Genomic DNA, 14,137 nt, shown 5'->3' with positions numbered 1-14,137 from the left:
AGGGGCGAGGCTCCGGGAGTCATCCCGGTACCTCGCCCCTGTCGCGCACGGCGCGAGCGTCAGAGCTGAGCCGGCGTGCGCTCGGTCTGTCCGGCCCCGACGACCACGACGTCATCGATCTCATCGTCGTCATCGATCATCGACTGCTCATCGAACGGGCTCTCACCGGACAGGGCCCGGTCGAGCTGTGCCCGGTCGAGGGTGCTGGTCCACGAGGCGACGAGCACCGTCGCTACCGCGTTGCCGGCGAAGTTGGTGACGGCGCGGGCCTCCGACATGAACCGGTCGATGCCGACGATCAGGCCGACACCGTCGAGCAGCTCGGGTCGATGCGAGCTGAGCCCGCCGGCTAGTGTCGCGAGGCCCGCCCCGGTGACCCCCGCGGCGCCCTTCGAGGCGATCATCATGAACAGCAACAGCGAGATCTGCTCGCCGATCGACAGCGGGGAGCCCATCGCCTCGGCGATGAACAGCGACGCCATCGTCAAATAGATCATGGTGCCGTCGAGATTGAACGAGTATCCGGTCGGAACCACGACGCCGACGGTCTGCTGCGAGACACCGGCGTGCTCCATCTTGGCGATGAGACGCGGCAGGGCCGACTCCGACGAGGATGTCGAGAAGATCAGCAGGAACTCCCGACCGAGATACTTCAGCAACGCGAACAGGTTGATCCCGGTCGCCACCCGCAGGATCGCGGCGAGGATCACAAAGACGAACACCGCGCACGTCGTGTAGAAACCGATCATGATGACGGCCAACGCCTTGAGCGCGTCGACCCCGGTCTCGCCGACCACGCCTGCGATGGCGCCGAACGCGCCGATCGGGGCGGCCCACATGATCATCGCGAGGATGCGAAAGACAACCTTCTGGATGTGCCCGATTCCCTTGAGCACCGGCTGGCCGGCCGTACCCATCGCCTGCAGGGCGAAGCCGACCAGCAGAGCGACGAGGAGTGTCTGGAGGATCTGCCCCGAGGTCAGCGAAGAGAGCAACGTGTCGGGGATGATGTGCAGGACGAAGTCGGTGGTCGACTCCGTCTCGGTCGAGACCTGCTCGCCTCCGGCCGCCGCCACGTCAGGGGTGATCTTGAGTCCGTCGCCGGGCTTCAGCAGGTTGCCGACGACCAGGCCGATGCTGAGCGCCACGAACGACATCGTCACGAAGTAGCCAAGTGCGAGGCCACCGACCTTGCCGACCTGAGAGGCCTTGGCGACCGAGCCGACGCCGAGCACGAGGGTGCAGAAGATGACCGGCGCAATCATCATCTTGATGAGCGAGACGAAGCCCGTGCCGATCGGCTTCAGCTCGACCGCCACATCGGGGGCCACGAGACCGAGAGTCGCTCCGGCGATGACGGCGCCGATGACGGCGAGGTAGAGGTAGTGCGTGCGGTCCTTGCGGGCCGGGCGCATCGCATTCGATGACATGAGTCCTCCTGGACGGTCGGGGTGCGTCCTCAGCATGGGTCGGGATGTGATCCGGCTCACCGTTGTGTTCGTAAAGTTCGTGATCGCCGTCACAGTGCGGCTCCGACCCGCCGCCGGGCATCAGCGACAATGAGGGATGGCCCGAGCTCGCGGACATACCGTTGCCCGGCAGATGCTGGTCTGGCAGCTGCTGGTCGTGCTCGTCATCGTGATCGGCGGCACCGGGCTGGCGTGGTTCGACGCCCGACGAGACAGCCGCGCCGATGCGCGGTCGCAGACGCTGGACGTCTCGCTCGCAGTTGCCGCTTCACCGACCGTCGCGGACGCGCTCGACGACCTCGAACCGAGCGCGGTCCTCCAGCCATATGCCGAGCAGGTCCGCACCTCGACGGGCACCGACTTCGTGGTCGTGATGAGCACCGAGGGCACCCGCTACTCACACCCCACTCCGAGCAACATCGGCAAGAAGTTCTTGGGCCACATCGAGGAGGCGCTTGCCGGGGAGCGGTTCACCGAGGACTACACCGGGACGCTGGGACCGTCTGTGCGCGCCGTCGTGCCGATCGAGCAGGACGGCGAGGTGCGCGGGCTCGTGTCGGTCGGCATCACCACTGAGCGAGTCGACGACGAGGTTCTCACGGCCCTCCCCCGCATCGTGGCTGCGGCGCTCGCGATCGGCCTGCTGGGCGCACTCGGAGCAGCCCTCGCCAACCGCCGACTCCGCCGCCAGACCCACGGTCTGGGTGAGCAGGAGATCACTCGGATGTACGAGTACTACGACGCCGTGCTGCGAGCGGTGCGTGAAGGCCTGCTCCTGCTGGATCCGACCGGCCGGTTGACGTTGATGAACGACGAGGCTGCCCGCCTGATCGGGCTTGAACCTTCCGCCGTTGGATCCACGGTCGATCGACTCGGGCTGGAGCCGGCACTCGTCGCCGAGCTCACCTCGGGGAGCTCGCTCCAGGACGCTGTGCACGTCGTCGGCGACAGGGTGCTCGTCGTCAATCAGGCGCCGGCTCGCTGGGATGGCCGCGACGTCGGGTCGGTCGTGACGTTGAGGGACCGGACCGAGCTGCAGAGTGTCACGGCCGAGCTCGACACGGTCCGCGGTCTGGCCGAGGCCCTCCGGGCGCAGAACCACGAGTCGTCCAACCGTATGCACACCATGGTGTCGCTGATCGAGATCGGCCGCACGAGCGACGCGCTCGACTTCGCGACCCGCGAGCTGGATGTCGCGAGGCGCCTCACCGACCGGGTCGTCGAGTCGATAGATGAGCCGGTCATCGCCGCGCTGCTGCTCGGCAAGACCACCCAGGCTGCCGAGCGTGGGGTCGCGTTGACGATCGAGCCGGCAACGACAGCGACCGGGCTGACCACCACGGCTCACGAGGCCGTGACGATCCTCGGGAATCTCATCGACAATGCGATCGATGCGGCCCAGTCCTCGGACGACCGCCGCGTGTCGGTCACGATCACCTCCACCAACCACCTCCTGCACGTGCGGGTCGAGGACAGTGGGCCCGGCATCCAGCCTGCGGACCGTGACTCGGTGTTCGTCCGTGGCTGGTCGACCAAGCCGGACGGCGACAGTGGGCGTGGGATCGGCCTGGCGCTGGTCGGCCAGGTCGTCCGACGGCGTGGCGGACGCGCCACGATCGGGGAGAGCGCGCTGGGAGGCGCAGCCTTCGACGTCACGATCGGGGCGGACGCATGACGATCCGGGTCCTGATCGTCGAGGACGAGGCCATCGCGGCCGAAGCCCATCGGACCTACGTCGGCCGATTGGTCGACTTCGAGGTCGCCGCGGTCGCCGCGTCGTTCCAGGAGGCCGTCCGGGCGCTCAGCAGCCAGCCGGTCGACCTCGTGCTGCTGGACATGAACCTGCCTGACGGACATGGGCTCGACCTGCTCCGCCAGCTCCGCGCGACCGGAGGACCATATGACGTGATCGCCGTGACGTCGGCACGCGACGTAGATGTGGTCCGTCAGTCCGTGTCGCAGGGCGTCGTGGCCTACCTGCTCAAGCCGTTCACCTTTGCGATGTTCGAGGCGAAGCTGCGTCAGTACGCGGCGTTCCGGCGCACTCTCGATGCCGGTGATGACGCGATCGACCAGCGAGGGGTCGACGCGGTTTTCGGCGCCATGCGCCCGGCACCCGATGACGAGCGACTGCCCAAGGGGCTGAGCGCGGAGACGTTGGGGGCCGTGCGGCGCACGGTCGGCGACGCGGAGCACGGCCTCACGGCCGGCGAGGTCGCCGAGACGATCGGCTCGTCGCGCGTGACCCCGCCGTACCTCGAGCACCTAGCCGATCTCGGCCAGACGACCCGGTTCACCCGATACGGCGGGACCGGACGCCCCCACGTCGAATATCGAGCCGTCAGGCCGTGACGGGGCCGCAGGCGTTGCCTGCCCACCAGTCGCCGAGCAGCTCGAGCGCCTCGTCTCCCAGCGGATTGGCGCCCGCCCCCCTGGCGAGCGAGTGGCCGATCAAGACGTGCAGGCACTTGACCCGCGTCGGCATGCCGCCGGCGCTGATCCCGGCGATCTCCGGGACGTGCCCGATGGCCTCGCGCTCGGCCAGGTATGCGACGTGAGCTTCGTGATAGGCCTCGGAGAGAGCCGCGTCCTCGGCGAGACGATCACTCATCTCCTTCATCAGGCCGGAGGCCTCGAGCGTGCCGATCTCGGCCGCAAGCCGGTCGCAGGTGAGGTAGAACATGGTCGGGAACGGCGTGCCGTCATCGAGCCTCGGCTCGGTCTTGACGACGTTGGGGTGGCCGGACGGGCACCGGGACACGACCTCGAGGATTCCCCGGGGCGTACGTCCCAGCTGCTCGGCCACCGCGTCGAGATCGGCTTGCTCGACTGTCACTTGTCCTTCAGCACCTTGTCCGGATCGGTCGTGGGCTTGGCCGGCTTGGGAGTCTTGCCGGACTCCTTGACGCTGCCATAGAGCTTGTCGTACCACGGCGTCGTGGCCGCTGCCTGCGGAGGCGCGTCCAGTGTCGGCACCTCACCCTTGACGGCGCCGTCGCTGCCGATCACGCGATAGCCGACCTCCCCGGGCGTGACCCAACCGAAGCGCTCCTTGGCCTGCTGCTTGACGTAGGCAGGGTCGTTCCAGCGGACCTTCTGGTCCTCCAGGTCGACGATCTGCTGCTTCTTCATCACGATCTCGGCCTTGGTCGCCTGGATGTCCCCGCGCTGCTCCCACCAGGCGTGCAACGTCGAGGTGTAGGAAGCGATCAGCAGCAGGACCACCGAGAGCAGCACGATCGCCCGCGTCGTGAGCTGCGGGCCGGTCCCCGCACTCGCGGTCGCCTTCTTCGGCGTACGACTGCGGGCCGTGCTCCGCCCACCACGCCCCGCCGGAGGCCGCCCACGGTTGGGCGGCCTCCGACCGGGACCACGGGGCGGACGCGAGGCCACGGGACCTAGATCGCCAGCCGCGGGAACGCCGAAGCGCCGGCATAGCTCGCGGAGGACCCGAGGGCCTCCTCGATGCGCAGCAGCTGGTTGTACTTGGCGACGCGATCGGAGCGGGCCGGGGCGCCGGTCTTGATCTGGCCACAATTGGTCGCGACCGCGAGATCGGCGATCGTGGTGTCCTCGGTCTCGCCCGAGCGGTGGCTCATCATGCAGGCGAAGCCGTGGCGGTGCGCGAGGTCGACAGAGTCAAGGGTCTCGGTCAGCGAGCCGATCTGGTTGACCTTGACGAGCAACGCGTTGGCGGCGGCCTCCGAGATGCCTCTGGTCAGCCGCTCGACGTTGGTCACGAACAAGTCGTCACCGACGATCTGGACGTCATCGCCCAGATTCTCGGTGAGGGTCGTCCACCCGGCCCAGTCGTCCTCGTCGAGTGGATCCTCGATCGACACGATGGGGAAAGCCGCGGCGAGCTCGGCGTAGTAGGCCGACATCTCCTCGGCTGACCTCTGCTCCCCCTCGAAGGCGTAGGTGCCGTCGGCGAAGAACTCCGACGCGGCGACGTCGAGCGCGAACGCGATGTCGGTGCCGACCGTCAGCCCGGCCGCCTCGACCGCGGTCGAGATGAGCTCGAGCGCTGCCCGGTTGGAGTCGAGGTTGGGTGCGAAGCCACCCTCGTCGCCGAGGCCTGTCGAGAGTCCCTGCTTGTTGAGGACCGACTTCAGGCTGTGGTAGACCTCGGCGCCCATGCGCAGTGCCTCGGAGAAGGTCGGGGCACCGATCGGGGCGATCATGAACTCCTGTACGTCGACATTGCTGTCGGCGTGCGAGCCACCGTTGAGGATGTTGAGCATCGGGACCGGCAGCACGTGCGCGTTGGGGCCGCCGACGTAGCGGAACAGCGGAAGCTTGGCGGAGTCGGCTGCGGCCTTGGCAACGGCCAGCGAGACGCCGAGGATCGCGTTGGCGCCGAGCTTGGCCTTGTTGGCGGTGCCGTCGAGGTCAAGCATCGCCAGGTCGATCGCGCGCTGGTCGTCGGCGTCGAAGCCCTCGAGCGCGGGCCCGATCCTGTCGTTGACGCCCGCGACGGCCTTGAGGACGCCCTTGCCGACATACCGCTTGCCACCGTCGCGGAGCTCGACCGCCTCGAACGCACCGGTGGAGGCGCCGGAAGGCACCGCCGCTCGCCCGATCGTGCCGTCGTCGAGGGCTACCTCGACCTCGACGGTGGGATTGCCCCGTGAATCCAGAATTTCCCGTGCGCCGACGGCGTCGATGCGTGCCAAGACTGCTCCTCGTTAGCGGTTTGAACGTGCGCCCACAACCCTAGACCCGTCGCCCTCGGCACCCGCACCGCCTCGCCCGCAGTGGGCAAGCCATGAGGCGGCTATCGCCCGACGAAGGCAACCGGCGGCTCGCTGCGATAGCGCGACGAGGGCCCGTCGATCTTGAGGAGCCTCCACATCCACCGAGCGGCAGGGTTCATGAGACCGGACTGCTCAGCCAGCATCCGGACGTCCGCGAACAGCTCCTGCAGCCGATCACGCGACCCTGGCGCCTTCCAGTAGAGGTCCTTCATGACCGACCGCGGGATGCCGAACTCCTTGCGGAACGAACGGGGCGGGACCATCAGCAGGTCGCATCCGGCACGCATGATGATCGGGAAGGCGATCGAGGAGATCAGCCGATTGATCCGGCCCATGCGCGGACCGCGACGCTTGACGTACTCATGGGCGAACGAGATGTGTCGCGCCTCCTCTGCGACATGGATCTGCATGATGCGTCGCATGACCGGCGGCAGGTCCCGGCCGCTGCGCAGGATCGCCTTCTGGGTGTGGTCGATCGGCTCCTCCCCAGCCAGGACCATCATGAAGAAGCCAACGGGGGCAAACGACGCGACCATCGGGAGAAATGGCACGACCATCTTGATCGGACGAGTCATCCCCGGGACGTCGACCCCGATCCGGTTGACGGTCTCCTGGAACATCTGCGTGTGGTGGCACTCCTCGGTCGCCTCGTGCGTCAGGTAGCGGAACTCCGGCGAGCCGTTGCGCAACGAGAAGACGTACTGCATGATCCCGCGGATCAGGATGTTCTCGAACTGCAGCCCGACCTTGAGGATGTTGGCCTGACGCCACAGGCCGATCTCGATCTGCCGCTCGATGGGAAGCGCGAGATACCACTCGTGCCCGCCGAGCGGATCGGTGTCCGGAGGCAGGACCCAGCGCGGATCCTGGTGGTCGATCGCGAAGTCTGGTGAGTCCCAAGGGACGTCCACGAAAGCGTCGAAGTGTCGATCGACCGACGCCTGCGACAAGCCCTGCAGGACGTCCGCGTATTCGTCATAGGTGAGCCGTGCCGGGATCGCTGGAGCCGGGGCAGAACCCACATCCATCGTGTCGGTCATCGCGCATCCTCCCTGACCCGTGGCCGGGTTCCTTGCTTCATCTTCGTCCCGGCCCTGCCATTCGTCAATGGAGATGTCACATCGGCTGATGTCCTATCGGACCCGGCGACGGCCCATCCCCGTCTGCCGCGTGGGACGACCCTGGGCAGGCGCTCGTAGTCGGCGCGACGGAACGCTGACATCTGACGGGCGAACTGGGTCGCGAAGCCGGGATACATCGTTCCGTTGTAGCCGTCCTCGGTGAGATACCAGCTGCGGCAACCGGAGTTCCACGTCGTACGGGACAGCCGCTTCTGCAGGCTGGTGTTGTAGGCCTCTTGCACCGAGGCTCGTACGTCCAGCACCCGCAGGTCCTCCTCCAGCACGGTCTCCACGCCTTTGACGGCATAGCCGATCTGGTGCTCCATGTAGACCAGCGCGGAGTTGTGGCCGGGCCCGGAGTTGGGGCCGAACGTCAAGAACAGGTTGGGATAGCCCGAGACGCTGACGCTCTTGTATGCCGACACGCCCTGCGACCACTCCTCGCCGAGCGACCGGCCCCCGACGCCGGTGATGGGGAACGGCGTCCCGGTCTTGCTGACGTCGAAGCCGGTGGCAAAGACGATCGCGTCGAGGTGGTGCTCGACCCCGTCCGAGGTGCGGATGCCGGCCGGGGACAGCGTCGCGATGGGCCAGGTGAAGAGCTTGCAGTTGTCCGCCTGCAGCGCCGGGTAGTAGTCGCTCGACATCAGCATCCGCTTGCATCCGGCCCGGAAGTCCGGCGTCAGCTGGCGCCGCATCCACGGATCCTTGACCTGGCGCCTCAGGTGCTGCTTGGAGATCTCCTGGACCACGGTCGTGATGGGGGTGTCCCACACCAGGCCGAGCGCCACCGCCTCATGGCCCCAGAACCATGCCTGCCGTGCGGCGGTCTGCACGGCCGGTCGACGCCGGAACACGCTCTGGACCCAGCCGGGGTGGCAGAAGTCGGCGCGCGGCATGACCCAACCGGGCGTGCGCTGGAAGACCTTGACGAAGCCGGCCTCCTTGACCAGCTCGGGGATGATCTGGACGGCACTGGCGCCCGTGCCGATCACGCCGACCCGTTTGCCGCGCAGGTCGATGTCGTGGTCCCACCGGGCACTGTGGATCTTGTGGCCCTCGTACGTGTCGATCCCCCGGATGTCCGGCAGGCTCGCATTGGCCAGCGGACCCGACGCGAGGGTCACCGTCCGGGCGACGACATCGTCGCCACCGCTGGTGCCGATGTCCCAGCACCCCGAGACCTCGTCGAAGGCCAGGGACTCGACCGTCACCCCGAACCGGATGAACCGGGCCAGCCCGAACTGCTCGACGATGTGGTCGACGTAGTCGAGGATCTCTGCGCTGCCGGAGTAGGCGCGGGACCAGCCGGGGTTCTGCACGAACGAGTAGGAATAGAGCAGCGACGGGATGTCGCACGCCGCACCCGGGTAGGTGTTGTCGCGCCAGGTCCCGCCGACCCGGTCCCCGCGTTCAAGGATCACGAAGTCCTCGATTCCCGCCTGGACGAGGCGCACGGCCATGCCGAGGCCCGCGAAACCGGCTCCGACGATGACCGCGGAGACGACTTGTCGGTCGTTACGCGGGGCGCTCATGCGTGCGGCTCGTAGGTGAGCTCCTTGGACCACAGCGGCACCTTCCGCAGCAGGCGTCGCGGATAGTACGTCGACATCGTCACCATGCGGTCGGCCAGCAGGTGGTAGGGATGGGTGCGGTCGATCACCATCGATCCCTGCCACTTGATCACCTGATAGAGCGGCAGCCGCCGGGTGAACTCGCTGCGGTCCCCGACATTGGAGAACCGCTGGAGCGCCGTGTAGAGGCGCTCCTCGTCGATCCCCATGTGGGCGATGTTGTCGCGCATGCGGTTGAGCAGCGGGATGTACATCAGGGCACCGATCAGCAGCGCTGGGCTCATGACGTTGCCGGCGAACTCGATCAGGATCTTGCGCATCCTGGCGTGGCCGAGCATGTCGAGCACCTCGAAGTCGACCGCGAGGTGCCGGGACTCATCGGCATTGATCTTCTTGAAGACCTCGTGGCAGATGGGGTCATCCACCTCGTCCATGAGGAACTTCACGAGCGCCCCGTCCAGAGCCACCTCGAGCATCGGGATGACCGTGCCGAGCACCGACAGCGACATGTCGTCGGCGTGCTTGTCCAGCCAGTCGATCGCCAGCCGGACGTTGATGTTGGGCTCGGGGGTCTGGTCCTCCTCCAGCATGTCCCAGCGGCGCATCAGGGCGAGCTCGGCATTGGCGTGCCGCTGCTCCTCGGCGTGGAAGTAGGTATAGATATCCCGCAGGGTGTCGGTTGGCGCCTTCTTGGCCATCGCGGCGAACCCACGGGCGCCGATGTTCTCGATCCAGACCAGGTCCGACATGAAGTCCTTGAGCTTGGCGCGCTGCTCCGAATCGACCTTCTCCGCTCCCGGAGCGTCCCAGTCGATGTCGGCGAGCGCCCACTGACGCTCCTTGATGGTCTCGAGCGTGCGATCCAGGTCCAGTGCCATGATCAGCTTCCTGTCGTCGTGGTGGATGGGTCCGTGAGCCGGCTCAGCCGGTTGAGGTGCCCCGCTGCGCGGGTGTAGGTGGTGGGGGCATGTCGTTTGAGCTGCCAGATCAGCCGCGCGTCTACCTGCGGCACGACGTAGAGCCGCCCATGGTCATGGGCATCGAGCGTCGTCCGGGCTACGCGGTCGGCCGAGATGCCGGTCCATCTCATGAGATTGGCCGCGAGGTCTGCCGAGGGGCCAGAGATGCGCCCGTCCCGGGCGACATTGGTCTTGACGAATGTCGGGCACAGCACCGAGACCGCAACTCCGGTGCCGGCGAGCTCGGCGCTGAGGGTCTCGGACAGGGCCAGCACAGCGGCCTTGCTGACGTTGTAGGGGCCCATCAAAGGTGCCGCGGCGAAGCTCGCCGTCGAGCCGACGTTGATGATGCCGCCTCCGCCAGCGGCGCGCAGCCGTGGCGTGAAGACGTGGCACCCGTGGACCACACCCCACAGGTTCACGCCGAGCGCCCACTCCCAGTCATCCAGCGGTATGTCGCCGACGACCGCTCCGCCGATCCCGACACCGGCGTTGTTGATCACCAGAGAGGGTGGCGCCGCAAACCAGGTCTCGGCCTCGACTGCGAGAGCCTCGACCTGCTGCCGGTCGGCCACGTCGCAGGTCACCGCGAGAGCGCGACCACCGTCTGCCTCGATCATCGCGACTGTCTCCGAGGCTCGAGTGCCATCGATGTCGGCACACACGACTTCGCCTCCGCGACGGGCGAGCTCGGTGGCGAAGGCTCGGCCGATGCCGCTGCCGGCGCCGGTCACCACGGCCCGCGCATCGTGTGATCGACGCGCTCGTGGCAGGAAAGGGATGGCAATCATGGGCGGACCTCCGCGGTCGTTGGTTGGGTCGTGGCGGGGAAGGGGTCCTGCGGACCCAGGGCTGCTGAGATGAAGGTCGCCGCGGCACGTACGGCCGCTCCGGCTTCGGGAATGAGTCGGGGCATGGCCTGGAAGACATGCATCTGATCCGGCCAGACCTGCAGCTCGCAGACCCCGCCGGCGGCCTCGAGGTCTTCGGTCAGCTGCTCGGCATCCCCCACCAGCATCTCGGCGCCTCCGGCCTGCACGAGTGTCGGCGGCAGGGGCGACGACGTACGCACCGCGAGCCGTAGTCGCTCGTGGAAAGGGTCGATGCCGTGCGTGTAGTGCTCGACGAGCGTGCGGGCGCGACGCGCCGAGATCATGGGGTCGCGCCGGATCCGCTCACGAGTGGCAGAGAGCTCGAACGTCGGGTCGTAGAGCGGGGACAGCAGCACCAGCGCACTGGGCGGCTCCTCTCCACGACGTGAGAGCTCGAGCGCCAGGTCGATGGCCAGGTGCCCGCCCGCCGAGTCTCCTGCGACGACGATCCGGGTGTGCCCCTGCTCCCGGAGCCACCGATAGGACGCGAGGGCATCATCGGCAGCGGAGGGAAATCGGTGGCGAGGTGCGCGGCGGTAGCGGCAGCTGAAGGCCGGCACGGATGACTCGGCCGAGAGCTGCGAGACCAGTCCGCGGTGGGTGCGGGGCGAGCAGGCGACGAACGCGCTGCCATGCAGATAGAGGATGACTGCGTCGGTGCGGATCGACGCCGGCGTCTTGACCCACTCACCCATGACCCGGCCCGCCTCGGATCGCATGTCAACCGGGGTCGCTGACGTGCCGGGCACCGTCCGGCCGAAAGCTGCCATCGCTCCGGCGATGATGCCGCGGGTCACCAGGACCCCGACCTGGTTCCCGGGCACGATCTGAGTCAGGGGGCGCAAGGTGGCCGCCGTGACGACGGCCGCGAGTCTGGTGCGTCTGGCCGCTCGGTGCATCGTGTCCTACTCTCATGAGGTCGGCTCCACCGGTGATCCGGTGTGCGTATTTCGACATTAGAGAACGTAACATTGGTCAATGTCGAATACAACGTCCAACCAGGCTAGGAGCGCGGCGTGACCGATGCACCCCACGATGGAATCTCGACCGGTGACCTCGACCAGGCGCTCGCAGGCATCGAGTCGTTCCTGCTGGGTGAGGCCCCGACGCTGACCCGCGGCGAGGTTGCCGAGCTCTCCGGCGTGTCGATCGAGCTGGCCGAGGAGCTGTGGCGCCTCCTCGGGTTCCCTCACGCCGCCGACGACGAGGTCGCGTTCACCCCCCGCGACGTGCAGGCGCTACGCCTCACCAAGGACCTGATGGCACTGGGAATCCTCAGTCCTGAGCGCCAAGCCGCGCTCGTACGCACCTGGGGGCGCAGCTTCGCGCGGCTCGCGGAGTGGCAGACCGCCCTCCTTGCCGACGTAGCAGCCGAGTCCGCCGACCCGGCCGCCCAGATCTCCGAGCTGGCTGAGCAGGTGCTGCCGAGGGTGGAGGAGCTGCAGGACTATGTGTGGCGCCGTCACCTCGCTGGCGCATCGTCGCGCCTGCTCGCGATGGACGCGTCCGGCGACACCACCTCGACCCTGGCTGTGGGGTTCGTCGACATCGTCGGATTCACCTCCCGCAGCAAGGAGCTGACCGAGGCCGAGCTGGTCGGCTGGCTCGAGGACTTCGAGTCGCAGTGCTCCGACATCGTGACCGCCCACGGTGGACGGATCATCAAGAGCATCGGCGATGCGGTCCTCTATGTCGCAGAAGACCTCACGTCCGCGATCGAGGGCGCACTCGAGATGGTCGGGCGCGGCGCGGACGAGCAGGCCGGATTCCCCGAGGTCCGCGCCGGTCTCGCCTATGGCGAGGTGGTGCCGCGCCTGGGCGATGTCTTCGGTCCGACCGTCAACATCGCCTCCCGACTGACATCGCTGGCACGGCCCGGCACAGTTCTGGTCGACGTGGGCGCGCACGACGCTCTGACGGGACACACTGGCGACCCCGACGACCACCACGAGCACGGCCCCGACACACCGTTCGAGCTGCGCCGACTGAGGCGCACATCCGTCAAGGGCTACTCACGCCTGCGATCGTGGGCAGTTCGTCGTCCACACGCCCCGCGATGAGCGCAACAGATGCATCATTGGATGATGTCCCATACCCGGTCGTACGAAGGAGGCAGGCCGTGACCGAATATCGCATCGACGACTTGGCCCGGCTCGTCGGCACGACGGTTCGCAACATCCGCGCCTACCAGGACCGAGGACTGCTCGCCCCGCCCCGTCTCCTGGGCCGGGTCGGCCTGTACTCCGAGGCCCACGTCGCGCGCCTGCGGGCCATCACCTCGCTGCTCCAGCGGGGCTACGCATCCGCTCAGATCCACGAGCTGCTGCGGGCCTGGGAGCAGGGCAAGGACGTCGGCGCCATCATCGATCTCGAGGGTGCAGTCACGGACCCGTGGAGCGACGAGCGGCCCGTTGAGATGCCGACCAGCGAGCTGCGTGAGGTGCTCGCCTCAGACACTGAGGACTTCTTCGACCGATTCGTCGAGATGGGGTGGGTCGAGCCGGCTGACGACATCAGCCGGGTACGCAGCCCGCGGCTCCTGGAGGCGTTCAAGGAAGCCGCCAGCCTGGGGTTCGACAAGCGCGCGCTCGTCGAGCTCTACGAGGCGGTCGATCCGGCCATGGACGACGTCGCGCAGCATCTCGTCGGCACCGCTGTCGAGCACCTGCTCGCCGACCATGGCGATACGTGGATGCCCGACGACAGCGAGTCGACCGAGCTCGCCGCGATGCTCATGCGGCTCCGCCAGCTGACCGTGTCGACGGTCCGGGTGACGCTGGCCAAGGCCATGGAGCGAGCAACCCAGCAGGCGGTCGAGGAGCACCTGCAACGGATCGCGGACAAGAACCGCCCCACTGGCTAGCGCAGGTCGACGTCGTCGACGAGCCAGCGACCATCGCGCTCGACCATCGACATGACCACCCGGCTCTTGTCACTACGCTTGTCCCCATCTGCCCGGTTCGTGACCCGCTGATCGATGAACATCACGACCTGCACCTTGCGCGGCCCCTTCGCCGTCGCCGCCGAGGCGACCACGGACCCCCGTGCCGTCGCCTTCAGCTTGGTGATGACACCCCGAAGCGGTTTGTTGGCGTCGCGATACTGCCGGGCGAATGACTCGGTCGCCGCATCGTCGGCCCAGGCGAAGTCGGTGTCGAGGCGGCGATAGTCGTACGACGTCATGGAGACCGCCGAGGTCCGGGCCGCCTTGAGGGCGGCAGCCTCGGCGGCAGCCTGGTCGGTCGAGTCGGCGGCATCGCCGCCCCGGACCAGCAGCGCAACCATTACGGCGAGCGCGACCAGGAGCACGACGAGCACCGAGAGCACCGCACGGTCCCGGACGAAGCGAGTCCATACGGGCTCCGGCAGGTCACGCATCGGACCA

The 14,137-nt window shown here is 67.7% G+C and carries 14 protein-coding genes; 4 read left to right on the top strand and 10 right to left on the bottom strand.

Going from position 1 to position 14,137, the window contains the following annotated elements; translation table 11 throughout:
* Positions 1 to 59: 59 nt before the first annotated feature.
* Entirely contained in the window at positions 60 to 1,430 is a 1,371-nt protein-coding gene (locus WKF39_RS03430; RefSeq protein WP_340385827.1) for a cation:dicarboxylase symporter family transporter, read from the bottom strand.
* Between the two features lie 136 nt (positions 1,431 to 1,566).
* Here WKF39_RS03430 and WKF39_RS03425 point away from each other — a divergent pair, with 136 nt between their 5' ends.
* Both WKF39_RS03425 and WKF39_RS03420 read left to right on the top strand, forming a co-directional pair.
* Positions 1,567 to 3,144: a sensor histidine kinase gene (locus WKF39_RS03425; RefSeq protein WP_340385826.1), complete on the top strand. Its 1,578-nt coding sequence runs from the start codon at positions 1,567 to 1,569 to the stop codon at positions 3,142 to 3,144.
* Positions 3,141 to 3,821, top strand: a complete 681-nt coding sequence (locus tag WKF39_RS03420; RefSeq protein WP_340385825.1) for a response regulator — start codon at positions 3,141 to 3,143, stop codon at positions 3,819 to 3,821. Before WKF39_RS03425 ends, WKF39_RS03420 begins: the two co-directional genes overlap by 4 nt.
* Here the strand turns inward: WKF39_RS03420 and WKF39_RS03415 are convergent.
* The 8 genes from WKF39_RS03415 to WKF39_RS03380 all read right to left on the bottom strand — a co-directional run bounded on the left by WKF39_RS03415 (position 3,811) and on the right by WKF39_RS03380 (position 11,651).
* Complete coding sequence (locus tag WKF39_RS03415) at positions 3,811 to 4,305, bottom strand: DUF501 domain-containing protein (RefSeq protein ID WP_340385824.1); 495 nt, start codon at positions 4,303 to 4,305, stop codon at positions 3,811 to 3,813. The two genes, WKF39_RS03420 and WKF39_RS03415, sit on opposite strands and share 11 nt — an antisense overlap.
* Positions 4,302 to 4,706, bottom strand: a complete 405-nt coding sequence (locus tag WKF39_RS03410) for a septum formation initiator family protein (RefSeq protein WP_340385823.1) — start codon at positions 4,704 to 4,706, stop codon at positions 4,302 to 4,304. The genes WKF39_RS03415 and WKF39_RS03410 overlap by 4 nt, the downstream gene beginning before the upstream one ends.
* A 161-nt stretch (positions 4,707 to 4,867) precedes the next feature.
* Positions 4,868 to 6,145, bottom strand: coding sequence for a phosphopyruvate hydratase (eno, locus tag WKF39_RS03405; RefSeq protein WP_340385822.1), 1,278 nt, complete (start codon positions 6,143 to 6,145; stop codon positions 4,868 to 4,870).
* Between the two features lie 101 nt (positions 6,146 to 6,246).
* Complete coding sequence (locus tag WKF39_RS03400) at positions 6,247 to 7,266, bottom strand: diiron oxygenase (protein ID WP_340385821.1); 1,020 nt, start codon at positions 7,264 to 7,266, stop codon at positions 6,247 to 6,249.
* Positions 7,263 to 8,882: an NAD(P)/FAD-dependent oxidoreductase gene (locus WKF39_RS03395; protein ID WP_340385820.1), complete on the bottom strand. Its 1,620-nt coding sequence runs from the start codon at positions 8,880 to 8,882 to the stop codon at positions 7,263 to 7,265. Before WKF39_RS03395 ends, WKF39_RS03400 begins: the two co-directional genes overlap by 4 nt.
* A complete protein-coding gene (locus WKF39_RS03390) occupies positions 8,879 to 9,799 on the bottom strand; it encodes a ferritin-like domain-containing protein (protein ID WP_340385819.1) in 921 nt (306 codons plus the stop codon). The genes WKF39_RS03395 and WKF39_RS03390 overlap by 4 nt, the downstream gene beginning before the upstream one ends.
* A 2-nt stretch (positions 9,800 to 9,801) precedes the next feature.
* Complete coding sequence (locus tag WKF39_RS03385; protein WP_340385818.1) at positions 9,802 to 10,671, bottom strand: SDR family NAD(P)-dependent oxidoreductase; 870 nt, start codon at positions 10,669 to 10,671, stop codon at positions 9,802 to 9,804.
* Positions 10,668 to 11,651, bottom strand: a complete 984-nt coding sequence (locus WKF39_RS03380; protein WP_340385817.1) for an alpha/beta hydrolase — start codon at positions 11,649 to 11,651, stop codon at positions 10,668 to 10,670. Before WKF39_RS03380 ends, WKF39_RS03385 begins: the two co-directional genes overlap by 4 nt.
* Positions 11,652 to 11,768: 117 nt before the next feature.
* Between WKF39_RS03380 and WKF39_RS03375 the strand changes: the two genes are divergently transcribed.
* Together WKF39_RS03375 and WKF39_RS03370 are read left to right on the top strand one after the other, a co-directional pair.
* A complete protein-coding gene (locus WKF39_RS03375; protein WP_340385816.1) occupies positions 11,769 to 12,812 on the top strand; it encodes an adenylate/guanylate cyclase domain-containing protein in 1,044 nt (347 codons plus the stop codon).
* Positions 12,813 to 12,871: 59 nt separating this feature from the next.
* A complete protein-coding gene (locus WKF39_RS03370; protein ID WP_340385815.1) occupies positions 12,872 to 13,615 on the top strand; it encodes a MerR family transcriptional regulator in 744 nt (247 codons plus the stop codon).
* Here WKF39_RS03370 and WKF39_RS03365 read toward each other — a convergent pair.
* Positions 13,612 to 14,130, bottom strand: a complete 519-nt coding sequence (locus WKF39_RS03365) for a hypothetical protein (protein WP_340385814.1) — start codon at positions 14,128 to 14,130, stop codon at positions 13,612 to 13,614. The two genes, WKF39_RS03370 and WKF39_RS03365, sit on opposite strands and share 4 nt — an antisense overlap.
* Positions 14,131 to 14,137: the final 7 nt, after the last annotated feature.

This window comes from Aeromicrobium sp., from assembly GCF_037719875.1.
In the GTDB taxonomy this organism is placed as follows: Bacteria; Actinomycetota; Actinomycetes; order Propionibacteriales; family Nocardioidaceae; genus Aeromicrobium.
The sequence above is the reverse complement of the archived record's forward strand: the minus strand, read 5'-3'. Positions and strand labels throughout refer to the sequence as shown.

Bases quoted from the DNA above. Each gene is read 5' to 3' on its own strand.
- WKF39_RS03430 (WP_340385827.1), bottom strand. From the start codon at position 1,430: ATGTCATCGAATGCGATGCGCCCGGCCCGCAAGGACCGCACGCACTAC.
- WKF39_RS03425 (WP_340385826.1), top strand. From the start codon at position 1,567: ATGGCCCGAGCTCGCGGACATACCGTTGCCCGGCAGATGCTGGTCTGG.
- WKF39_RS03420 (WP_340385825.1), top strand. From the start codon at position 3,141: ATGACGATCCGGGTCCTGATCGTCGAGGACGAGGCCATCGCGGCCGAA.
- WKF39_RS03400 (WP_340385821.1), bottom strand. From the start codon at position 7,266: ATGACCGACACGATGGATGTGGGTTCTGCCCCGGCTCCAGCGATCCCG.
- WKF39_RS03395 (WP_340385820.1), bottom strand. From the start codon at position 8,882: ATGAGCGCCCCGCGTAACGACCGACAAGTCGTCTCCGCGGTCATCGTC.
- WKF39_RS03390 (WP_340385819.1), bottom strand. From the start codon at position 9,799: ATGGCACTGGACCTGGATCGCACGCTCGAGACCATCAAGGAGCGTCAG.
- WKF39_RS03385 (WP_340385818.1), bottom strand. From the start codon at position 10,671: ATGATTGCCATCCCTTTCCTGCCACGAGCGCGTCGATCACACGATGCG.
- WKF39_RS03380 (WP_340385817.1), bottom strand. From the start codon at position 11,651: ATGCACCGAGCGGCCAGACGCACCAGACTCGCGGCCGTCGTCACGGCG.
- WKF39_RS03365 (WP_340385814.1), bottom strand. From the start codon at position 14,130: ATGCGTGACCTGCCGGAGCCCGTATGGACTCGCTTCGTCCGGGACCGT.